At 55.9% G+C, this 19,815-nt stretch carries 21 protein-coding genes and 1 pseudogene; 9 read left to right on the forward strand and 13 right to left on the reverse strand.

Translation table 11 applies throughout. From position 1 onward, the window contains the following. Positions 1 to 263: 263 nt before the first annotated feature. The 6 genes and pseudogenes from AC27HQ_RS04135 to AC27HQ_RS04160 all read right to left on the reverse strand — a co-directional run bounded on the left by AC27HQ_RS04135 (position 264) and on the right by AC27HQ_RS04160 (position 5,314). The gene (locus tag AC27HQ_RS04135) at positions 264 to 1,244 is read right to left on the reverse strand and encodes an IS5-like element IS1384 family transposase (RefSeq protein ID WP_012637023.1); all 981 of its coding nucleotides are present in this window, start codon (positions 1,242 to 1,244) and stop codon (positions 264 to 266) included. Between the two features lie 296 nt (positions 1,245 to 1,540). Beyond that, positions 1,541 to 1,828 (reverse strand): annotated as a pseudogene (locus tag AC27HQ_RS04140) (JAB domain-containing protein); the annotation flags it as partial. Continuing rightward, positions 1,800 to 2,750: a recombination directionality factor gene (locus AC27HQ_RS04145; RefSeq protein ID WP_487154727.1), complete on the reverse strand. Its 951-nt coding sequence runs from the start codon at positions 2,748 to 2,750 to the stop codon at positions 1,800 to 1,802. The gene AC27HQ_RS04145 and the pseudogene AC27HQ_RS04140, both read right to left, overlap by 29 nt. A gap of 89 nt (positions 2,751 to 2,839) precedes the next feature. Further along, positions 2,840 to 3,841: a YqaJ viral recombinase family nuclease gene (locus AC27HQ_RS04150; protein WP_487154728.1), complete on the reverse strand. Its 1,002-nt coding sequence runs from the start codon at positions 3,839 to 3,841 to the stop codon at positions 2,840 to 2,842. 79 nt (positions 3,842 to 3,920) lie between these two features. Beyond that, positions 3,921 to 4,889, reverse strand: coding sequence for a DUF932 domain-containing protein (locus AC27HQ_RS04155; RefSeq protein WP_487154730.1), 969 nt, complete (start codon positions 4,887 to 4,889; stop codon positions 3,921 to 3,923). Positions 4,890 to 4,984: 95 nt separating this feature from the next. After that, positions 4,985 to 5,314: a hypothetical protein gene (locus tag AC27HQ_RS04160; RefSeq protein WP_487154731.1), complete on the reverse strand. Its 330-nt coding sequence runs from the start codon at positions 5,312 to 5,314 to the stop codon at positions 4,985 to 4,987. A 350-nt stretch (positions 5,315 to 5,664) separates the two neighbouring features. Between AC27HQ_RS04160 and AC27HQ_RS04165 the strand changes: the two genes are divergently transcribed. Both AC27HQ_RS04165 and AC27HQ_RS04170 read left to right on the forward strand, forming a co-directional pair. Beyond that, a complete protein-coding gene (locus AC27HQ_RS04165) occupies positions 5,665 to 5,892 on the forward strand; it encodes a helix-turn-helix transcriptional regulator (protein ID WP_200599752.1) in 228 nt (75 codons plus the stop codon). A 204-nt stretch (positions 5,893 to 6,096) separates the two neighbouring features. Beyond that, positions 6,097 to 7,158, forward strand: coding sequence for a YagK/YfjJ domain-containing protein (locus tag AC27HQ_RS04170; protein ID WP_487154733.1), 1,062 nt, complete (start codon positions 6,097 to 6,099; stop codon positions 7,156 to 7,158). 64 nt (positions 7,159 to 7,222) lie between these two features. On the opposite strand, the gene AC27HQ_RS04175 is transcribed toward AC27HQ_RS04170, so the two are convergent. The 5 genes from AC27HQ_RS04175 to AC27HQ_RS04195 form a co-directional block, all read right to left on the reverse strand. Further along, positions 7,223 to 8,038, reverse strand: a complete 816-nt coding sequence (locus tag AC27HQ_RS04175; protein ID WP_487154735.1) for a hypothetical protein — start codon at positions 8,036 to 8,038, stop codon at positions 7,223 to 7,225. Positions 8,039 to 8,095: 57 nt separating this feature from the next. Next, positions 8,096 to 9,310: a tyrosine-type recombinase/integrase gene (locus AC27HQ_RS04180; RefSeq protein ID WP_487154737.1), complete on the reverse strand. Its 1,215-nt coding sequence runs from the start codon at positions 9,308 to 9,310 to the stop codon at positions 8,096 to 8,098. A gap of 215 nt (positions 9,311 to 9,525) precedes the next feature. Next, on the reverse strand, positions 9,526 to 10,053 hold the full coding sequence (gene ppa, locus AC27HQ_RS04185; protein ID WP_487154738.1) for an inorganic diphosphatase: 528 nt from the start codon (positions 10,051 to 10,053) through the stop codon (positions 9,526 to 9,528). 193 nt (positions 10,054 to 10,246) lie between these two features. Beyond that, entirely contained in the window at positions 10,247 to 10,693 is a 447-nt protein-coding gene (locus AC27HQ_RS04190) for a GNAT family N-acetyltransferase (protein WP_487154740.1), read from the reverse strand. Positions 10,694 to 10,833: 140 nt separating this feature from the next. Then, positions 10,834 to 12,093, reverse strand: a complete 1,260-nt coding sequence (locus AC27HQ_RS04195) for a 6-phosphofructokinase (protein WP_487154741.1) — start codon at positions 12,091 to 12,093, stop codon at positions 10,834 to 10,836. Between the two features lie 271 nt (positions 12,094 to 12,364). Here AC27HQ_RS04195 and mpl point away from each other — a divergent pair, with 271 nt between their 5' ends. Then, positions 12,365 to 13,726, forward strand: coding sequence for a UDP-N-acetylmuramate:L-alanyl-gamma-D-glutamyl-meso-diaminopimelate ligase (gene mpl / locus AC27HQ_RS04200; RefSeq protein WP_487154742.1), 1,362 nt, complete (start codon positions 12,365 to 12,367; stop codon positions 13,724 to 13,726). Then, a complete protein-coding gene (locus AC27HQ_RS04205; RefSeq protein WP_487154743.1) occupies positions 13,719 to 14,327 on the forward strand; it encodes a flavin prenyltransferase UbiX in 609 nt (202 codons plus the stop codon). Before mpl ends, AC27HQ_RS04205 begins: the two co-directional genes overlap by 8 nt. A 104-nt stretch (positions 14,328 to 14,431) precedes the next feature. On the opposite strand, the gene AC27HQ_RS04210 is transcribed toward AC27HQ_RS04205, so the two are convergent. Further along, positions 14,432 to 14,890: a MaoC family dehydratase gene (locus AC27HQ_RS04210; protein WP_487154744.1), complete on the reverse strand. Its 459-nt coding sequence runs from the start codon at positions 14,888 to 14,890 to the stop codon at positions 14,432 to 14,434. Positions 14,891 to 15,137: 247 nt separating this feature from the next. Here AC27HQ_RS04210 and AC27HQ_RS04215 point away from each other — a divergent pair, with 247 nt between their 5' ends. Continuing rightward, positions 15,138 to 15,665, forward strand: a complete 528-nt coding sequence (locus tag AC27HQ_RS04215; protein ID WP_487154745.1) for an LON peptidase substrate-binding domain-containing protein — start codon at positions 15,138 to 15,140, stop codon at positions 15,663 to 15,665. Here AC27HQ_RS04215 and AC27HQ_RS04220 read toward each other — a convergent pair. After that, positions 15,645 to 16,865 carry a DedA family protein gene (locus AC27HQ_RS04220; RefSeq protein ID WP_487154746.1) on the reverse strand — a complete coding sequence of 407 codons (1,221 nt, stop codon included), beginning with the start codon at positions 16,863 to 16,865 and terminating at the stop codon, positions 15,645 to 15,647. The genes AC27HQ_RS04215 and AC27HQ_RS04220 overlap by 21 nt on opposite strands. A gap of 178 nt (positions 16,866 to 17,043) precedes the next feature. Between AC27HQ_RS04220 and AC27HQ_RS04225 the strand changes: the two genes are divergently transcribed. From AC27HQ_RS04225 to rlmH, 4 genes are read left to right on the forward strand one after another with little or no spacing between them, the layout of a single operon-like run. After that, the gene (locus AC27HQ_RS04225) at positions 17,044 to 18,309 is read left to right on the forward strand and encodes a glutamate-5-semialdehyde dehydrogenase (protein WP_487155010.1); all 1,266 of its coding nucleotides are present in this window, start codon (positions 17,044 to 17,046) and stop codon (positions 18,307 to 18,309) included. Between the two features lie 7 nt (positions 18,310 to 18,316). Then, entirely contained in the window at positions 18,317 to 18,952 is a 636-nt protein-coding gene (gene nadD, locus AC27HQ_RS04230; RefSeq protein WP_487154748.1) for a nicotinate-nucleotide adenylyltransferase, read from the forward strand. Between the two features lie 23 nt (positions 18,953 to 18,975). Further along, complete coding sequence (rsfS, locus tag AC27HQ_RS04235) at positions 18,976 to 19,338, forward strand: ribosome silencing factor (protein WP_487154749.1); 363 nt, start codon at positions 18,976 to 18,978, stop codon at positions 19,336 to 19,338. Between the two features lie 6 nt (positions 19,339 to 19,344). Further along, positions 19,345 to 19,812, forward strand: a complete 468-nt coding sequence (gene rlmH, locus AC27HQ_RS04240) for a 23S rRNA (pseudouridine(1915)-N(3))-methyltransferase RlmH (protein ID WP_487154750.1) — start codon at positions 19,345 to 19,347, stop codon at positions 19,810 to 19,812. The last annotated feature ends 3 nt before the right edge of the window (positions 19,813 to 19,815 follow it).

Genomic DNA, 19,815 nt, shown 5'->3' on the forward strand with positions numbered 1-19,815 from the left:
GATGAAAAATCATTTCTTGTAGATCACGCGTATCCGCTGATTCACATAGTCCTTGAGGATTTCGTAGCCCGGGTTGCGGGTCAGCAGGTTGTGCCCGGCGCTGGCTGCAGCGGTTAGGGATGGTCTGAAGTAGTTGTGTATTTCTGGCTGACTTCAGCCCCTGCCGATTTTAAAAGCGGCAAATCGATCAAAAACGCTCAGATCACCCGCTTATTTCTGTGTTTTTAGCCGCCGCGAGCACCTCGCGGCAGCCATTTTCCACATTACAGGCGCACCTCTCCTGCATTCGCCAGTAAATGTCGGCGCGCCATCCACAGGTTCGACAGAGCGAACAGTGTCACCAGTTGCGCCGTGTTTTTGGCCAAGCCGCGAAAGCGCACCTTGGTGTAACCGAACTGGCGCTTGATTACCCGGAACGGATGCTCGACCTTGGCGCGCACCTGAGCCTTGGCCTTTTCAATCTTGCGCTTGGCTTTGTACAGCACGCTGCGCTTATCGAGTTTTTTGTAGGTGCTGCGGCGTGCCGCCACCTGCCAGATAACTTCACGTCCTTCATGCTCGGGCCGCTTTTCGACACCGGTGTAGCCTGCATCGGCGCAGACCACGTTTTCGTCGCCATGCAGCAATTTGTCCACCTGGGTGACATCCGCCACATTGGCCGCCGTGCCCACTACGCTGTGCACCAGACCCGATTCGTCATCGGCGCCGATGTGGGCCTTCATGCCAAAATAATACTGGTTTCCCTTCTTGGTCTGGTGCATTTCCGGGTCGCGCTTGCCGTCCTTGTTCTTGGTCGAACTGGGCGCATTGATCAGCGTTGCATCGACGATGGTGCCCTGGCGCAGCGACAGGCCGCGGTCGCCCAGATAGCCATTGATGACAGCGAGGATGCCGGCCGCCAGCTCGTGTTTCTCCAGCAAGCGGCGGAAGTTGAGAATGGTGGTTTCGTCGGGGATGCGCTCCAGGTTCAGCCCGGCAAACTGGCGCAGGATCGTGGTTTCGTACAGCGCTTCCTCCATCGCTGGATCGCTGTAGCCGAACCAGTTCTGCAGCAGATGCACACGCAGCATCGCCATCAACGGGTAGGCCGGACGGCCACCTTCACCCTTCGGATAATGTGGCTCGATCAAAGCAATCAAGCCCTTCCACGGCACCACCCGGTCCATCTCGATCAGGAACAACTCCTTGCGGGTTTGCTTGCGCTTGCCAGCGTACTCGGCGTCGGCGAAGGTCATCTGCTTCATCGGGAAACTCGGTGGGTGGGGTCGCGGTATTTTGCCAAATCAGAAAGTCTTTTTCAGAGTTTCCCTAGCGTGACGACTGAAAGGGTGAAAGGGACCGAAGCCAGGCTGGCAATCGCGCCAATTGTCCCACCTTGAGCGAATGCGCTTTTCAAGTCGCTCTTGACGGGCATTTCATCCCAAGGATTTCAATATTGGTTTCGACCAGTTTGATGCCTGCTGTGAAATTACCCCTGAGGCCATTGACCTCGAAGGAGGTTCTGCTTCTCACGAAGCTTTCAATCTGCGCTTCGTCCAGTGCGGTGATAGACGCTGGCGCTGTCCAGGGTGCCCCGGAACAGTTCGTGAAAGACGATCACCCGGTGCCGGCTGTCGAGCAGAAGCAGGGCGAATACCTCATGCTCGTAATCGCCCAGCAGCGCCTGCAGGTGGCTGAATACTTCGTTCGGTGAGGTAAGTGCTCGCCCTCGGCGCAGACGCAGATTCGCCAACTGCCGGGCCATCAGCAGGATGTCGGTTTCGGTGACCGGCGACTCGACCAGGTAGGTGCCGGTCGATTCACTGGCCTTCAGCTTGTGCAGGCGCATGCAGGGCTCCTTGATGGTGATCGGTCGGTGGGGTGTGGCGCTGGGCTTGCGCGTCCAGCTTCTCGGCCAGGCTGGCTTTCGCAGAGCGCTGGGAGGTGTTGGGGGCTGGAGATTGGCTTTCCTCGGCGGGGTAGAACTCCTCGGCGACGGCGCCAGCGTCTTCCTCGCTGTCCTCGAAGGCGCCATTGCCGAAGCCACGCTGCGCCGCTTCATCCAAGGCGGCCTGATCGAAGCCTGCTGCTTGCCGCTGTGCATCGAGCCCACTGGCGGCCTGCAGAGCCTCCGTCATCTCCATACCGCCGCGTACCGTCAGGTCGACGTAGAAGATCGGTGTGCCATGGCTTTGCCGGGTGGACTTTCCGCGTAGGCGCAGCTCCAGCGGCAGGCACGCCAGGCGGTTGCCGGAGATGGCCTGGAAGTAATGCAGTCGAGCGGCGAGGGTGCGGATGCTGTTGAAGCCGGTGGTACGGAACACGAAGCTGCCCAATGGATCGTCATCGCCAATGACCACGTTCAGTCGGCCGTAAGGCTTGCAGGCATTGCCTTTGGCCAGTGGGCAGGCATCCGGCGAAGGGCAGGGCAGCGACTGCATGCCGTCCTGGGTGATGCGCTTGCAAGTCTCGCCATTGCCCACGCAAAGCGGGCGTCCGGACTGCCGGTCGAACAGGGTGTAGTCGGCGCGGAAATTCAGCTCCGGCGCGTTGAACAGCAGACGCACCGGGATGCTGCGCAGCTTGTCGTCCTTGCCCTGGCGCAGCTCGTCATTGAGCGGGTGCAAAAGCCAGCCGTCCTTGCCTTGCACCTGGGAGGTGATGGTGAACTGGTCATCCTTCTCCGGCAGGCGCTTGCCGTTCTTCTCGACGACCTTGCCGATGGAGATGCGTCCGAGTACCGGCGGGGTTATAGCCAAACCTTTGAGCATGATGGCTCTCCTGAAAATGAAAAAAGGCCAGCCACGCAGCGCTAACTGCATGGGCTGGCCAAGGGAGGGAATGGTTGATCGGGTGGGCATCAGCCGATCAGGAAGCGTCGGCTGCCTTCCTTGAGCTTGGTGTAGCGAACCTGCAGGTAGGGCTTGTCCTTCAGCATGCGTTCGACATCAAGTACGTTGCTGTCCTTGGACTTCTTCCAACTGATAAAGCCGTGGCTGAACTCCGCGCGGGTGGCATCACCCATGGCCTGCTGCAGCATCTGCTTGAGCTGGGCCTCACGCGTTTCCTTCTCGCTGATGGATTGGCGCACAGCCTTGAGCTCCAGATAGGCCGCTGCCAAACCAGCGCGGCCACTGAAGTCGACGGTCTGGCCGTTGTCTTCCGGGTAAAGGGCGCGCAGCGCCATTTCAGCAGACGCTGAGCCATCGGCAGGCGGTGGCGTATCGGTCTCCACGTACTGCCAGAACTTACGCTCCAGCTCGATCAGGCGGGCGATCATCTGCTCGTCACGCTCGATGCGATGAATCTCTAGCGTCTGGCCACCCAGCAGTACCGCCACATCTGCCACCTGCTTGCCGGTGACGGCGAGCTGGTGCATCACCTGCAGTTGCACATACTCCGGCACACCTTCTTTCCAGAGGCGTGCGCCATTTATGCCGGCTGTCTTACATTCAAGAATCTGCACATCGTCAGCACCGATCACCTCGCGGTCGATATTGGCGAGCATCCAGGGCAACTCTGGATCAGGGTGTTGCAGCACGGCGTTGATGCGCCGCACCTTGTTCTTCGTGCGCTTGCTGTAATGCCAGGCCACGATGGGCTCCAGGACGTTGCCCCAGTACATCGGGCTTTCCTCATCGTGGGGATCGGCCTTCGGCAGCGTGGTATCTCGGCCGGTCTTCTCCAGCCACAGCTCCAGCTGCGATTTATAGGGATTCAGACCCACCGCGGCGGCGGCATCCGAGCTGCCGATGCCCTGCTTGCGCACGGCCAGCCAGTCTTCGCGGGGCAATTCCTTGGTACTGATCAGGCGCAGCGCCGGGCGAGCCTTGCTGGTGCTGCTCAACGGAGTAGCTTTCATAGCGTTCACCTTGCGGAAATAGAAACGCCCGATCAGCGACGAGGCTGATCGGGCGTTATGGGGTGGAAGAGGTAAGCGGTCAGGCGACCAGTTGCAGAGCGGTGTCCAGGGCACGTTGCTTGATCTGCGCGCCCTGGCCGAACCAGGCCGAGTCCATGCGGTACTCGTTGCTGCGAGCGCGGCGCTCGTGATCGACGTACTCGGTCACTGAGTTGAGCAGGCCCCAGGCGGTACCGCGTGCCGAGTCGAGCTGGCTGCCCCGACCACGTCCTTCGTACAGCTCCTGGACCTTGCGCAGAGCGCGTTCATTGGGCAGTACCTCCGGCAGAGCTCCGGTCGGATTGGTCTCGCACAGCACGTTCATGAAGAAGCCCAGTGCCTCGTGCCATTGCACCTTGCGCTCGGCCAGCGCGCGCATGCGGTACATGAAGTCGTCCCATTGCGAGACGGCGATGCCGAGTTGCTTCTTCACCGCCTTCGGATCGAAGCGGGTGTTGTGCGGCACCTTGATCGCCCGGCTGGTGCCGTCTAGGGCGATGGTCAGGGTGTTGTTGCAGACCACGCGTACGGTGGTCGGGGTTGCCGTGGTGGCCAGCGTGCCGTCGCAGGAGGTGGCCAGCAACAGGTAGCCGTTGACCTGATCGTTACCCTTTATCGCTGCGCCCTGACCGGTACGCGCCAGCGCCCAGAACTTGCGACCACCCTTGAGCACGCCGGCCGTTTCCAGCTCGTAGCCAGAGACCTCGGTGAGGTCCCGGTAAAACTCCAGCACTTCCCGAGGCTGCACGGTGTGGTAGCGCTGGGAGACCACCGACAGCGGGGCCTTGGTGTCCGAACGGAACAGCACCTTCTGCTCGGGGTACGAGTGGATAGCGCCCAGGTGGCCGACAGCGCCAGATTTGAAATGCACGGGGCTTTCCTGGATCTGCCAATCCATACCGGCTTCGCGTTGCCAGACTTCAATGGGTTGATTCTGAGTGAGTTGGTTGCCCAGGCCATGCCACGGGGCAGCGCCGGCGTAGGCCATTGTTTCGACGAGATGAGCCATGGTTGAGATTCCTTTGGGAGCAGGCCGGCATAAAGCGCCGCGCACAGCGCAGCACCGGCCGGACGATATGGATAAAACGAGGCGGTACGGCCAGGTTAGGCCGGTAGGTTGAAGCGGTGACCGCAGAGCAGGCAGAGGTTGTGGGCCAATACGTGACGGTCGAGCGACTCGCCCAACTGCGCGCCGAGCGCACAACCACCAACCCCTCCGGCCAAGCCGCCGAGGATGGCACCTGACACAGAGCCAAGCGTTATACCTACAGGGCCGGCGAAAGCGCCAATCAGTGCACCCGCTTGGCCGCCAGCCAGGGCAGCGCTGACGCCCCGCGCAGCACCACCCAAGGTGCCGATGGCTGCGCCGACTTTCATGGCGTGATGGAAAGAAGCGACTTTGGGTGAGTGACAGCGAGGGCAGTGCAATGACATGGGATGAGCCTTCTTGGTGGTGATGTCATTACTGTTATGTGTTGCCCAAAACAACTTGAATCGACTTTCGTGCATAGCCCGCGCTGGACGTGATGGCGTTGGGGCTCGAAAAGTTAGTTCCCGCGCTGTGCAAGTTAGTTCCAACCCAGTGCCAAGGCCCGTATCTGTTGACTTTGAGCAAACTGGTGAGGCTGCGAGGTGCAGTCCGAGGGTGTCGGTGGCGATGAAATGATGGCAACGGTCACTTGGTCTTTGGAAGTAAATCATCAGCGGCTGCTATGCAGCCGCCTAACACTCGGCATGGTTGTGCGTAGACTGAAAGCCAAGTGATTGCCTTGTGAGGGCTTGATATGCACAACAGAGAGAATAGGCCTAAAAGGCTAATACGGTTCCCAACACTTGTCGAGAGGGTTGGGTTAAAGAAAGGAGCTATCGAAGACCGTCTTAATCCAGCGTCCCCGCGATACGATGAAACATTCCCTAAGAAAATCAAAATTGGGAAAAATAGTGTTGCATGGTTGGAAGAGGAAGTTGAAGTCTGGATTGAGCAGCAGATAGAGCGCTCAAGAACTGCGTAAATGTGCCATAACTTTACGTTTGAGTAAATATATTTTTTATGGGAGCGTCTTGCGGTACATAGAAATTTATTAAGGGTTGCTAGGTCTTTAGGGGTGCTTGACTTTTGTTATATATATCATTGTTGATTGTGAGTGTGTGATAGCTGACTTCAGTGTGAGGTGAGTATAGCTGCTGTAGTGATGTAATTTGATTGGGGTATTTATATGTTGATAGATGAAGAGTTTAATGAGTCTTTAGTTCTGGATCAGTGCTATTTGTCAAGTGATGGGGAGGAGGATTTTGTAGTCATACTACCTGAGGTTGATCGTGTTCAGGATATGTCAGAGGTTGTAAGGCTTTCGCTAGCAGTGGTTTGTGGGGAATCCTTTTACAAGAATGGTGAAGGTGCTCAAGGTGAGCGTTTGACCAAGATTGGTAGGGAGCTTTTACTGGGGTTAAGAATTGATGTTGAAGGTTTGCTTGAGGTTTATAAGGGGGGGAGGTTAAATCCCTATCTTCGTGTTTTTGATAAAGTCAAAAGGCAGTTGAGCGAAAGCGAGGAGGCGGTAGATTTTTATAGTGATATCAATAGCCTTTCAGGGCAGGTAGATGTTGTTAAGCGTGCAGTTAGCGCGATTTTACAAGAGGCGTCGGTTGAGGAGTTCAAGAGGCATGTAAGGAACTGCGAGCGAGCGGTAAACAAAAACTCTAAGAGCTTAGATGGGTTTGTAGACTCGCTTTTTGAACGGTACTCCAGGCTTTTGGTTTTGCGCCTAGATATTGGTTATTCATTGTCTTACCTGCAAAGCCAAAGCTGGGTGATGAGCTTGGGGCGAGTGAAGAAAGATTTTAGTGTGTTTTTAAGGCTGTTAAATCGAGGCAGGTTGAAAGATACGTTGTGTGGCTACATTTGGAAGTTGGAGTTTGGTCCAAGTAAGCAGTATCACTACCATGTCATGATTTTTTTAGATGGTGCAAAGCATCAGGAGGATATTAATCTTTGTGAAGAGCTAGGAGAGATTTGGAAAGGTAAGGTGACGGCTGGGGATGGGGTTTACTTTAATTGTAATCGTAAGAAGTATAGGTATAGGCGGAAGGGTATAGGTATGGTGGCTTGGAATGACACCGCAGCGGTAGATAACGTAAAGTGGGCGGGGGAATATCTTGTAAAGAAAGATCTACTTATTAGGCCTAATCTGCTTGATAAGGAGCGCACGTTCGGTAAGTCCGCCCTGCCAGAGCCCGGTAGGAAAATGGGTAGGCCGAGAAGGGCGTTGATGTCATGAGGAAGTTATGCCTGTTGGTTTTGTATATTTCTTCAGTTTATATTATTCCTAATACAGTTGTGAGTTATATTTGATTGGTCTTTCTGGATGATTTTGCTTTCTTTAATGATGATTTTATGGCTTTGTTTATTTCATCGACGCCTTCCTTACCAGCACTCATCCATTTGAGAATTCTCTCGTGTAGTGATGAGGCTTTTAAGTTTAGCTTGAAGTTGAGGTCTGGTCTTGGGGTGTAAGGTTCTTCTTTACTGTCAATAGGTGGTAGAGGGTTTTTCGGTATGTAGAGTTGCTTTGTCAATATTTCCGCTACATGAATTGCCGCTACTTTCATAGAGGGCCAGCCATCATTCGGACGCTCTTCAAGAAGTAAGTCAGCCACCATTTTTTTTACTATGTTTGTTCCTGCGTGCGTCGCATCATTAGCAATGCTTGATATTTTCGATCTCTTCGGGTCAAGGATATAGGTTGGGACTCCTGCTCGGTTTAGCTGGGAGCTTTCGTACAGCGCACCTGCGTAAAATGATAAGCAGCAGAGTGCGGACATGGTTTTCTCATAATCCTTTTCACTGTAGTGTTGCTTTGCGCGAGCTCTCGCGACTATGTAACCGGATAGGTAAATTGGGTGTAAATATCGGTTGTCTCTTTCGCCGGAGTCGTCTATGAGGTCTTGGTATTCGCTAATGTGCTCAGTTGTAAATTTTCCTGTTCTGATCTTATTTTTAATGTCGTCTATAATTGCTGCCCATTTGTTTTTTGTGTAAACTACTTCCATGGAGTAATTTATCCAGCCGTCCATATAGTTCAGTGTATCTTCGAGCGAGCCATGAAGCCAGTTGTCCATATGGCATAAGAGGTCTTCTGGGATGTCTTTAATATCCATTAATATACTCTCATGGTTGTGTGCAGTTTATGCTGTGATTGGAGGTGTGTTTTTGGTTTATAGTTCTGTGTCGCTCTTCGTAGATGTCAAGTAACTGGCCCAGTTATTCATCAGTTCTCTACGTTTGGCTAAGAAATCAGTCCTAGAGTAAGCCCCTTCAGTCTGATCCCGCTCATCGTGCGCCAATGCCATTTCACAAACTTCTCTTGGGTAGTGCGTGCATTCACCTGCCCAGTCACGGAATGATGAGCGAAAGCCGTGTCGGGTAATAGATTTATAATCCATCTCGTGTAGCAGGTTGCGGACTGCATTTGCATGCATTACACCGCTTTTTCCTTGGCCGGGGAACAAAAATGGACTGTCTCCAATTCGTGGGATAGCTCGAACACAGTCTATTACTTCGTCAGCAAGCGGAATTGTGAAGGCGATACGTGTTTTCATGCGCTCGCCGGGAAGTGACCACGTACGAGTCTCAAGATCGAATTCATCCCAGCGTGCGAACCTCACCATGTGCGCGCGTGCGGCAGTCATGATTAGCAGTTGTGCGGCAAGAGATGGTGCAGTCGTATTCGCTTTCAGTTGATGCATTAGCTTCGGCACGTCTTGCCAGGGCATTGCGGGGAAGTGCTCGCGCTTTCTTGCTTTTTTCTTTTCCGCTCGGCTGAGCAAGTTATCCAGATGGCCGCGCCATCGGGCAGGGTTCTCTCCTTCGCGAAGACCGCGTGCTTTGGCTGCATCCAAGATCTGCTCAATTTGCCCGCGCACCTCGTCCGCGGTACGTGTTTTTGTCGCCCATATAGGCTGAAGAAGTTTGAGGACATGCCCAGTGTCTATCTGCTCAGCAGAAAGGTTGCCAATATGTGGAAATGCGTACAGCTCTAGCTTGCGTATCCAGCCTCTGCGCCACTGATCAGACCAAGCCCCGCCGTGCGCTACCCAGTACTCTGTGGCCAGTGTCCTAAACTTGAGTTGTTTGGCTTCCTGGGCTCTTTGAGCCTCGCGCTGAGCTGCGCGCTCCTGGTCCCGTGCAGCAAGTGGGTCCACGCCATCTACTAGGATGCGGCGCTTTGCGCTCGCTTCGAGACGCGCGTTCTTGAGGCTGATCTCTGGGTATGAACCTAGGCCCATTTCCCGCCGACGACCCGCGAGTTGGAATCGTAGTAACCACGACTTACGCCCGGTGGGTTTGACGACCAATCGAAGTCCGTCGCCATCTTCGTAGGTGCCGGGTTCTGTCAGGTTCTCGACCTGTTTCGGATTCAGCTTGCCCATCGTGCCCTCTGAAGCGTTGCCATTCTCTTTTGTCCCCCCACTTGTCCCCCCACTTTTTCATCGAATGGGGTTGCATCACTTTGAACGCGGTTGGGTGGGTGAATAGCTGTATCCCTTTATTTCTCTAGGCTACCAGCATGGGTTTTGGGTTGGATAGGTTTTTTTTAGGCATAAAAAAAACCGGCTTGTGGCCGGCTTTTACGGGGGCAAAACACTTATTTTTGGTAAGCGTTTACTGCCTTAACAATTTCCGCGCGGGCTTCATCAGCGTTGCCCCAGCGGTCGATTTTGACCCATTTGCCAGGTTCCAGGTCTTTGTAGTTTTCAAAGAAATGCTGGATCTGTTGCATGAGCAACTCGGGCAAATCGGTGTATTCCTTGATGTCGCGATACAGCGCGCTCAGCTTGTCATGTGGGACGGCGATCAACTTCGCATCTCCACCACCGTCGTCGGTCATATGCAGGACGCCAACCGGACGGCAGCGAATGACGGCACCGGGTGAGACGGGGTGGGGGGTGACTACCAGAACATCCAGCGGGTCGCCATCATCAGCCAGGGTGTTTGGAATGAACCCGTAGTTGGCAGGATAAAACATCGGCGTAGCCATAAAGCGGTCGACAAAGAGCGTGTTGCTGTCCTTGTCGATTTCGTACTTGATGGGCGCATGATTGGCCGGAATTTCGATAGCAACATAAATGTCGTTAGGAACGTCTTTGCCTGCGGGGATCTGGTCGTAGCTCATGGGTTACCTGATTCGGGCATGTGGAAATGAACGGGCGGGATTATAGGCGCTTGGGGCTGTGATACCAAGTAAAACCGCTAAAACGATGGTCGTAGTGACGTGGGCAGCCTTTTTAAGGCTGCCGCAGGCGAAATACCGGGCTGGCTCAGGCCTTGAGTCGGTTTTGGGTCAACCCGTCATGCTCGGCAGGTATTCAAAGCTTCAGTGCAAAATAATGAAACTCGGCATCGTCGGAAAAGCCCAGCGAGCGGTACAGGCTGTGGGCCGTGGTGTTGTTTTCCCCGGTCATCACGATCATGCGTTGAATGCCCTGGGCCCTGGCCATGACCTTGGCCTGGTTGATCAGCTTGTCGGCGACCAGTTGACGGCGGGCTTCCTCGATCACATAGATGCCCTTGAGTACCCAGCTCGGGGACAGGGTCAAGGCGGAAAAGCTAGGGATAAACTGGCAGAAGCCCAGTACTTTTCCGCTGTCTTCGTCTTCGGCGACCAGAATGATCGCTTGCTCATGGGTCAGACGGTCTTCCAGAAAACGTCTGGATGCCTCGGGCTTGGGCAGTTGCCCATAAAACTCGCGGTATTTGATAAACAGTGGCGTAACTTCGTCCAATCGACTCAAGTCGGCCTGTACAATGCGCATACTGATACCCCATAAATAGTCAGATTATGCCCCGAAGGTTTTTTCGGGTCAGATGACATCATCCTGCCCCAGCAGGCATAAATCTTCAATCGCTGCGCATAAAAAACCCGCCTGAAAGGCGGGTTTTCGGCCCTGCTGGCTCAGATCTTGAATTCTGGCAGCTTGCGCGGCACCAGTTGATGCGTGAGGCGCACGTAATCCGGCAAGCCATTGCGGAAAGGCGGCAGGTCTTCGCCCTGGATCAGGGGCGACAGATAACGCCGGCAGGCCTCGGTAATATGGAAGCCATCGGCGCTGATGAAATCGGCCGGCATGAATTTCTCAACGTTGGCCACCTCTTTCAACGGTGCTTCCATGATGTCCCATTGGTAAGGCTCATCGGCCAGGCGGCGAATAGCTGGCATGATTGCGTTTTTTCCCTCCAGTGCGATTCGAACCGCAGCCTGACCCAAGGCATAGGCCTGCTCGACATCCACCTTGGAGGCAATGTGGCGGGCAGCGCGCTGCAGGTAATCTGCCACGGCCCAGTGATATTTGTAGCCCAGTTCGTCCTTGACCAATTTGGCAATGGTCGGTGCTACGCCGCCCAGCTGGGCATGGCCGAAGGCATCGGTCAGACCTGATTCGGACAGGAATTTGCCGTCACTGTTCTTGATGCCTTCGGAAACGCCAATGACGCAGTAGCCATAGGTTTTCACGCAGTCCTCAACGCGGGCCAGAAAAGCCGGCTGATCGAATTTCACTTCCGGGAACAGCAAAATGTGCGGCGGCTGACCCTCAGCCTCACTGGCCAGGCCGCAGGCGGCGGTAATCCAGCCGGCATGCCGGCCCATGACTTCAAGAATGAATACCTTGGTCGAGGTGGCGGCCATGGAGGCGACATCAAAGCCGGCTTCGCGGATCGAAGTGGCCACATACTTGGCTACCGAGCCAAAGCCTGGGCAGCAGTCGGTGATGGGCAAGTCATTATCGACGGTCTTGGGAACATGGATCGCCTGGATCGGGTAACCCATGGTTTCCGACAGTTGCGATATCTTCAGGCAGGTATCGGCCGAGTCACCGCCACCGTTGTAGAAAAAATAGCCAATGTCATGGGCCTTGAAAACGTCGATCAGTCGCTCATACTCGGCGCGGTTGGCTTCCAGGCTCTTGAGTTTGTAGCGGCAGGAACCAAAGGCGCCAGAGGGTGTGTGGCGCAGGGCGGCAATGTCTTCGGCGGACACCAGGCTGGTGTCAATCAGTTCTTCGGTCAGGGCACCAATAATGCCATTTCGCCCGGCGTAGACAGTACCGATCTTATCAGGATGCTGGCGAGCGGTTTCAATCACCCCGGCAGCAGAAGCATTGATAACGGCGGTCACGCCACCGGATTGGGCGTAGAAAGCATTTTTGATGGTCATGATGACTCCATGTTCTCAAAGCTGATGGGAAGAGAGACTGCCTGCAGTGTGGTTGTGAAATAACCCGTAACAACCCGTGGCCAATGCCGCGCATCATAGCCGAAACATCTCTGTTTTGCATGGCCGTTGGGCGGACGTGTAGTATCGTGGGCCTGATGCGGCGGCTTTACGGGAGGCGCAACTGACCGGTTGTCCGCTTCAGTGAGCAGCATCGGCAGTTAACGGCTTTTGTCCCGCCAGTCATGATCGTAGGATTTATCAAGGACATTGAATGCATCTGCATATTCTGGGTATCTGTGGCACTTTTATGGGCTCATTGGCGCTGCTGGCACGTGAGCTGGGGCACAGGGTTACCGGCTCGGACGCTAACATCTATCCACCCATGAGTACTCAGCTCGAGTCTCAGGGTATCGGCCTGATGGAGGGCTATAGGCCCGAGCACATGCAGCCTGCGCCGGACCTGGTGGTTATTGGCAACGCCTTGTCACGCGGCAATCCAGCGGTTGAATATGTCCTCGATCAGGGTCTGCCTTATGTTTCAGGGCCGCAGTGGCTGGCTGACCATGTGCTGCAGGGGCGCTGGGTTCTGGCAGTGGCGGGCACGCATGGCAAAACCACTACTGCCAGTCTGTTGGCCTGGGTGCTTGAGTCAGCAGGACTGGCACCGGGTTTTTTGATTGGCGGTGTGCCGCAGAACTTCGGCTTGTCAGCGCGGTTGGGTGAAACGCCGTTCTTTGTGGTGGAGGCCGATGAGTACGACAGTGCCTTCTTTGATAAACGCTCAAAGTTTGTGCATTACCGTCCGCGTACCGCGATTCTGAACAATCTTGAGTTTGATCATGCGGATATTTTCCCTGATCTTGCAGCTATTGAGCGGCAATTCCATCACCTGGTTCGAACCGTGCCGGGATCCGGGCTGATTATCCATCCGCAGGCTGATGCTGCTTTGCAGCGGGTGCTCGGCATGGGCTGCTGGACGCCTTGCCAAACTACCGGCGACAAAGGCGACTGGCAGGCACGTTTGCTGGCTGAAGATGGTTCCTGCTTTGAGGTGTTGCTGGGCGGCGAGCTGCAGGGCCGAGTCGAGTGGCAGCAAACCGGCGCGCACAGTGTGGCCAATGCCCTGGTGGCGCTGGCGGCTGCGCGTCATGTTGGGGTAACGCCTGCTCAGGGTATTGCTGCACTGGGACGTTTTGCCAGTGTCAAGCGGCGCATGGAGCTGATTGCCGACGTCAACAATATCAAGGTCTACGATGACTTTGCTCACCATCCCACGGCCATCGCCACCACGCTGGCCGGGTTGCGAGCGCAAATCGGCGATGCACCCTTGCTGGCCATTATTGAACCGCGTTCCAATACCATGCGCTTGGGCAGTCACATGTCGGCCTTGCCTGCCAGTGTGCGAGATGCCACAGAAGTGATCTGGTATCAGCCGGAGGGGCTTGACTGGTCGCTGGACGCCGTTGTGCAAGCCAGCCCGGTTCCGGCTGCGGTACTGAGTTCAATTGATGCGGTAATCCAGCAGACCCTGGCGCGCAGTCAGCCGGGGACCCGTATCGTGATCATGAGTAATGGCGGCTTTGCCGGTATCCACGGCAAGCTGGTTCAGGCTCTGGAGGCGCAACATGGCTGAGGTGCAGCGGGTTACTCTGGCCGTCACTGGCGCCTCGGGTGTGCAGTACGCCATGCGTCTGCTCGAGTGCCTGGTCAAGGCTGAGGTTGAGGTGTCTTTTCTTATGTCGCAGGCGGCCATGCTGGTTGCCGCAACAGAAACCGACTGGCAGTTGCCGCCCAAGCCTCAGGCTATGGAAGCCTATCTGACCGAGCAATTTCATGCGCAGCCTGGACAGATTCGGGTATATGGCAAGCAGGACTGGATGTCACCGGTAGCCTCAGGCTCTGGTGCGCCAGCGGCTATGGTGGTTTGTCCGTGTTCGACCGGGACGCTATCAGCTATTGCCACGGGGGCCAGTAATAACCTGATTGAGCGCGCCGCTGATGTAGCTCTGAAGGAGCGCCGGCAGCTGATATTGGTGCCACGCGAGGCGCCCTTCTCGACCATTCACCTGGAAAACATGCTGACACTCAGTCGCATGGGCGCGGTGATTTTGCCGGCCAGTCCGGGCTTCTATCACAAGCCGAATTCAATCGAAGATCTGGTCGACTTTATCGTCGCCCGTATCCTTAATCAGTTGGGTATTGAACAAAAGCTGTTGGCGCGCTGGGGCGAATAATGGGCACGGCACCAATTGAGAACTGGAGTGGCAGTCAGAATGTTGCTCGTGCTGCGGGGGTTAAACAGTTGCTGGCCCCGCTGAAGACGGGGCCAGCAGATGCATCAGACAAAGTACAGCGTCAGGCCTTCGGCGATAAAGGCAGGCTTCGGGCTGCCTTCAATTTCCAGCGTCGAGCGGGCCTTGACCAGCCACTGTCCCGGATTCTTCTCGGTAACGTCAATAACAGTTACCTGCAGACGCACCCGGGAGCCGACGCGTACCGGCTGAATAAAGCGCACACTGTCCAGGCCGTAGTTGACGGCCATCTTCAGTCCCTGGGGGCGAATCAGCAGGCCGGCTGACAACACAGGCAGCAGCGACAGCGACAAAAAGCCGTGGGCAATGGTGCCGCCAAAGGGTGTTTGTTTGGCTTTTTCTTCATCGATATGAATGAACTGGTGGTCTCCAGTGCATTCGGCAAACTGGTTGACGCGTTGCTGGTCGATGGTCATCCACTCGGAATGGCCCATGTCCTTGCCGATGAAAGAGGACAGTTCGGATGCGGGTACGGCTGATGTCATGGCGATCTCCATGGCGCTGTTGTTGTTTGCCCTGAGGGCTGCGTGAAACGAGCACTCACAATGAATGCCTGTTCAAATATAGACACAGGTTCCTAACTTTTGCCATGGTTGCAAGGCTGGCTGGCCAGGTCAATTGCCGGTGTGCCTAAATAGGTTAGCTGAATGCACTGACTGTAGATTAGGGGTAAGCATGAATGACACCTGCGCACTGTTTCCTTTGAAAAGTATTTTATTACCTGATTGCGTGATGGATTTGCAGATTTTCGAGGCGCGCTATCTGGATATGGTCAGTCGTAGCTTCAAACAGGGCGAAGACTTCCTGATTGTGCCGCTGGATACCGGCCCTGAGGTCGGCAATGGCGATTTGCGTTTCAGCGCCATTGGCTGTGAGGCGCTGATTATAGATTGGCAGCAGCGCGACAACGGGCTGCTTGGCATTCGCGTCAAGGGCGGGCGCCGTGCCCGTATCAGTGCTGCCGAGGTGGCCTCAGATGGTTTGGTCAGGGGCGTGCCTGACTGGTTGACTGAGGCGCCTGACGCGCCTCTGGAAGACCTGCATGATGATCTCGTGACGCTGCATGGGACGCTCATGGAGCACCCCTTGGCCGAGGGTCTGGGGTTGCCGCCGGTAGCAGACAGTCAGCAGCGGCTGGGCTATCAGCTGGCCTTTTTGCTGCCCTTTGATCTTGATCAGAAGGTCAAGCTACTGGCCACTGATTCTGCCGCTTTGCGCCTGGAGTTGATTAACGACTGGCTAGAACAGATGCAGGCTTGACCAGGCAAGTAATGGCATCAACAGGAGGCTCGTGCGCAAGCTGTTGGTCAGCGTCGGCAGGGCAAAGGCGCGCTCGACCATCCAGGTGCTGAGCAAGGTTGCTGTTATGCTGATCAGACCGAGGTTCAGCAGTGTAATAAGCGGGGTGCCCAGCCTTGCTAAAAGAATGATTATCAGCCCTGCCAAAGGGATGGCCGCCGCCATCCAGCCGACCCGAGTCCAGAAGTCGAAGCCTCGATTGATCAATACCAGCAAGCTGATATTCAGGCTGATGGCGACTGAGGCTGACAGACCGATCACATCAAGCCCTAGTGACAGGCCAATCAGACTGCTCATCAGGCAGGCACACAGGGGCATGGACATCAGTCTGAGCTGTTTTGCATGCAGCAGGCTGACCAGCGCCAGTAATAGAACGACGACGGGAAATGCCGGGCTGGCCAATGGCAGTAGCGCCAGGATAAAGGGCCATTGATGGGCTTGTAGCCACTGGTTAAAGGTCAGTGTAACAACCTGCAGATGGCTCTCGAGGAGATTCATGCCGGTTATGGCGCACAGACAAAGCATGGCTGCGGCCAGCGCGCTCCAGCGCGCTTGCAGCCTTATGATGAGTATCAGAGCCGTAAGCAGCAAGGCGCCGGCGCTCAGCAGTCCTAACGCCTGCAGCCAGAAATGTTCAGGCACAGGCCATTTGGTTGCCTGACCGGCGAGAAAGCCGGGCAATACATAAGCCGGTGCCCACGCCAGCGCAGAAAGCAGGTTGATGGTTACGAAGCGCCCGGTGGGCATGTCGAACATGCCGGCCACCATCGGGATGATCGGCCTGATCGGGCCGATAAAGCGTCCGAGTAAAATGCTCAGCATGCCGTGCCGCTGGAAAAAGGCTTCGCCCCGCTGAATCCATCGAGGATGCTGTTTGAACAGGTTCAAGCGTTTGATGTCCTGATGAAACAGGCGACCTAGGGTAAAGCTCATCAGGTCGCCGATCACCGCGCCGGCAAAGGCGGCAGCCAGCACAGTTGTGAGCGGCATGCCGCTGCTGCCGGCCATGGCTGTGGTTGCCAGCAGCAGGACAATGCCGGGCACCAGCAAGCCGGCTATTGCCAGGGACTCAAGCAGGGCAATCAGGAAAATGGCCAATCCCAGCCATTGTTGATGGGCGCCCAGCCAGTCCATAAGACCGCTGGTCAGCAAACTCTCCATCTATCAGGTTTTCCCTACGCTGTTGGCAGCCCGGCCTGTGGCTCGAGACTGCGCTGAATGATTCCAGGCGGTTGCCCGCTCAAAGATAATCTCGATCATAGCAGTTGCGCCCTGTCCAGTACCGGGAGGGACAGTTATAATGCGCAACTTGATTCAACGATGGGTATCAGGTGCGGGCATGGGCAGTGAACAGGTAAACGAGTATATGTTGGGCCTTGGGCGTGCAGCGCGAACGGCATCGCGTGTTATCGCCAGGGCCTCTACCAAAGTCAAAAACAGTGCTTTGCTGGCGACAGCCGAGGCTATTGATGCGGCCCGCCCGGCGCTGCTTGATGCCAACCAGCTTGATCTTCAGGCGGGTCGTGAGAACGGTCTGGATGCAGCCATGCTTGATCGCCTGGCCCTGACGCCAGTCCGCCTGGATGCCATGGTTGAGGGGTTGCGCCAGGTTGCAGCGCTACCCGATCCGGTCGGTGCTATCCGTGACATGAATTTTATGCCGTCGGGTATTCAGGTCGGCAAGATGCGTGTGCCCCTGGGTGTTATCGGCATTATCTACGAGTCGCGACCGAATGTGACGGTCGAGGCTGCCAGTTTATGTCTGAAATCCGGCAATGCCTGCATTCTGCGCGGTGGCTCCGAGTCCATTCACTCCAACCGTGCCATCGCCGCCTGCATTCGTCAGGGGCTGGATGTCGCGGGGCTGCCGGCCGACGTGGTACAGGTAGTAGAGACCACTGACCGTGCGGCGGTCGGCACGCTGATCAGCATGCCTGAGTATGTCGACGTGATTGTGCCACGCGGCGGCAAGGGTCTGATCGAACGCATCAGTCGTGATGCCCGGGTGCCGGTGATCAAGCATCTGGATGGTATCTGCCATGTCTATGTGGATGATCGCGCCGATCTGATCAAGGCCGAGGCCATCTGTCTGAATGCCAAGACCCATCGTTACGGGGTCTGTAATGCCATGGAGACCTTGCTGGTGCATCGTGCTGTGGCTTCCGCTTTCCTGCCAGGCATGGCTGCACTCTATGTTGAGAAGGGGGTCGAATTACGCGGTTGCCCTGCTGCCTGTGCGATTTTACCTGCGGCCTTGCCAGCCAGCGAAGAAGACTGGTCGACCGAGTATCTGGCGCCGATTTTGTCGATACGCATTGTCGACGACATGGATGCGGCTATCGAGCACATCAATGATTTCAGCTCACAGCACACCGACGCCATGGTCTCCGAGGATTACACCCGGGCCCGTCGCTTTATTGCCGAAGTGGACTCCAGCTCGGTGATGATCAATGCCTCGACGCGTTTTGCTGACGGCTTCGAATATGGTCTGGGTGCCGAGATCGGTATCTCCACCGACAAGATTCACGCTCGTGGGCCGGTCGGACTGGAAGGCTTGACCAGCGAGAAGTATGTCGTCTTTGGCGATGGACACATCCGTCAGTGATACCGCTATGATGCGGCGGATCGGTTTGCTGGGTGGGACCTTTGATCCGGTGCACCATGGTCATTTGCGAAGTGCAGTGGAAGTGCGTGACCTGCTTGGATTGGATGAGTTGCGTCTGATCCCGAGTGCCAGACCGCCACATCGTCCGCAGCCCGGCGCCAGTGCCGAAGCCCGTCTGGCCATGCTCCAGCTGGCGGTGGACAGGTGCAGTGGCTTTATTGTTGATGATTGTGAATTGCGCCGAGAGCAGTTGTCGTACACGGTCGACACGCTCGAATCCCTGCGTGCCGAGCTGGGTGAGAAGGTGGTGTTGTTTTTGATTCTCGGCTGGGATGCCTTTTGTGGACTGCCCAGCTGGCATCGCTGGGAGTCACTGCTGGAGTTGGCCAGTCTGGTGGTATTGCAACGCCCTGAGCAGGATTCTGAACTACCAGAAGCGCTGAAGAATTTGATGGCTGCGCGCAGTGTGACGGTGTCGGATGATCCGGCGGCGCATGGACAGATTATCTGTCTGTCCCAGACGCCCCTGGCCATTTCTGCCACGCAAATTCGTGGCTTGCTGGGCGTCGGTCGCTCGGCACGCTTTCTTTTGCCGGATGCCGTGCTTGACTATATTGAAACCCATGGCCTATACCGGCCCTGACAACCTAGGATTTAAACCCGATTATGCAGATTGAAGACCTTCTCAAGGTAGTGGAAGACGCTCTGGACGAACTCAAGGCCAAGGATGTGGTGCGCATCGATGTTCGCGAACTGACCAGCGTGACTGACTTCATGGTTATCGCCAGCGGCAGTTCCAGCCGCCAGGTCAGTGCCCTTAGCGATACCGTCGTGGAAAAGGCCAAGGAGTCCGGATGCCGTCCTCTGGGTGTCGAGGGCAAGGATTCTGGCGAGTGGGTATTGGTTGATCTGGGCGATATCATCGTACACATCATGCAGCCGGCAACCCGTCAATTTTATGATCTTGAGCGCCTTTGGCAGAGTGCTGAATCGCGCCGTGCACAGCAGCAAAAACCGATCGAAGAGTAAGCTGGCTTGCGAATTCGGCTGATCAGTGTGGCCTCACGCATGCCGCAATGGGTGGAGCAGGGCTATAGCGAGTATGCCAAGCGCATGCCCCCTGATCTGCCGGTCGAGTTGGTGGAAATACCGCTGACGACACGTGGCAAGAATGCTGATATTGCCCGACTGATGCGCCGAGAAGGTGAGCAGATGCTTGCGGCAACACAGCCTGGGGAACGAATTGTCACCCTTGAGGTCAATGGCCGTAACTGGTCAACTGAAACCTTGGCCGAACAGCTGGAAAACTGGCGGCTGGATGCCCGCACTGTCAATCTGATGGTCGGAGGCCCCGAGGGACTGGCTTCCGAAGTGCTGGCGCGGAGTGATCAGCGCTGGTCACTGTCAGCCCTGACCTTGCCCCACCCCCTGGTCCGTATTCTGCTGGCTGAGCAGCTCTATAGAGCCTGGACTATCCTAAACCGTCACCCCTACCACAAGTGAGTC

The organism is Halopseudomonas sp. 4NH20-0008 (assembly GCF_057548395.1).

Excerpts from the sequence above, each read along its gene's own strand:
- AC27HQ_RS04135 (WP_012637023.1), bottom strand. The coding sequence starts at position 1,244 with ATGAAGCAGATGACCTTCGCCGACGCCGAGTACGCTGGCAAGCGCAAG.
- AC27HQ_RS04145 (WP_487154727.1), bottom strand. The coding sequence starts at position 2,750 with ATGCTCAAAGGTTTGGCTATAACCCCGCCGGTACTCGGACGCATCTCC.
- AC27HQ_RS04150 (WP_487154728.1), bottom strand. The coding sequence starts at position 3,841 with ATGAAAGCTACTCCGTTGAGCAGCACCAGCAAGGCTCGCCCGGCGCTG.
- AC27HQ_RS04155 (WP_487154730.1), bottom strand. The coding sequence starts at position 4,889 with ATGGCTCATCTCGTCGAAACAATGGCCTACGCCGGCGCTGCCCCGTGG.
- AC27HQ_RS04160 (WP_487154731.1), bottom strand. The coding sequence starts at position 5,314 with ATGTCATTGCACTGCCCTCGCTGTCACTCACCCAAAGTCGCTTCTTTC.
- AC27HQ_RS04165 (WP_200599752.1), top strand. The coding sequence starts at position 5,665 with ATGCACAACAGAGAGAATAGGCCTAAAAGGCTAATACGGTTCCCAACA.
- AC27HQ_RS04170 (WP_487154733.1), top strand. The coding sequence starts at position 6,097 with ATGTTGATAGATGAAGAGTTTAATGAGTCTTTAGTTCTGGATCAGTGC.
- AC27HQ_RS04175 (WP_487154735.1), bottom strand. The coding sequence starts at position 8,038 with ATGGATATTAAAGACATCCCAGAAGACCTCTTATGCCATATGGACAAC.
- AC27HQ_RS04180 (WP_487154737.1), bottom strand. The coding sequence starts at position 9,310 with ATGGGCAAGCTGAATCCGAAACAGGTCGAGAACCTGACAGAACCCGGC.
- ppa (WP_487154738.1), bottom strand. The coding sequence starts at position 10,053 with ATGAGCTACGACCAGATCCCCGCAGGCAAAGACGTTCCTAACGACATT.
- AC27HQ_RS04190 (WP_487154740.1), bottom strand. The coding sequence starts at position 10,693 with ATGCGCATTGTACAGGCCGACTTGAGTCGATTGGACGAAGTTACGCCA.
- AC27HQ_RS04195 (WP_487154741.1), bottom strand. The coding sequence starts at position 12,093 with ATGACCATCAAAAATGCTTTCTACGCCCAATCCGGTGGCGTGACCGCC.
- mpl (WP_487154742.1), top strand. The coding sequence starts at position 12,365 with ATGCATCTGCATATTCTGGGTATCTGTGGCACTTTTATGGGCTCATTG.
- AC27HQ_RS04205 (WP_487154743.1), top strand. The coding sequence starts at position 13,719 with ATGGCTGAGGTGCAGCGGGTTACTCTGGCCGTCACTGGCGCCTCGGGT.
- AC27HQ_RS04210 (WP_487154744.1), bottom strand. The coding sequence starts at position 14,890 with ATGACATCAGCCGTACCCGCATCCGAACTGTCCTCTTTCATCGGCAAG.
- AC27HQ_RS04215 (WP_487154745.1), top strand. The coding sequence starts at position 15,138 with ATGGATTTGCAGATTTTCGAGGCGCGCTATCTGGATATGGTCAGTCGT.
- AC27HQ_RS04220 (WP_487154746.1), bottom strand. The coding sequence starts at position 16,865 with ATGGAGAGTTTGCTGACCAGCGGTCTTATGGACTGGCTGGGCGCCCAT.
- AC27HQ_RS04225 (WP_487155010.1), top strand. The coding sequence starts at position 17,044 with ATGGGCAGTGAACAGGTAAACGAGTATATGTTGGGCCTTGGGCGTGCA.
- nadD (WP_487154748.1), top strand. The coding sequence starts at position 18,317 with ATGATGCGGCGGATCGGTTTGCTGGGTGGGACCTTTGATCCGGTGCAC.
- rsfS (WP_487154749.1), top strand. The coding sequence starts at position 18,976 with ATGCAGATTGAAGACCTTCTCAAGGTAGTGGAAGACGCTCTGGACGAA.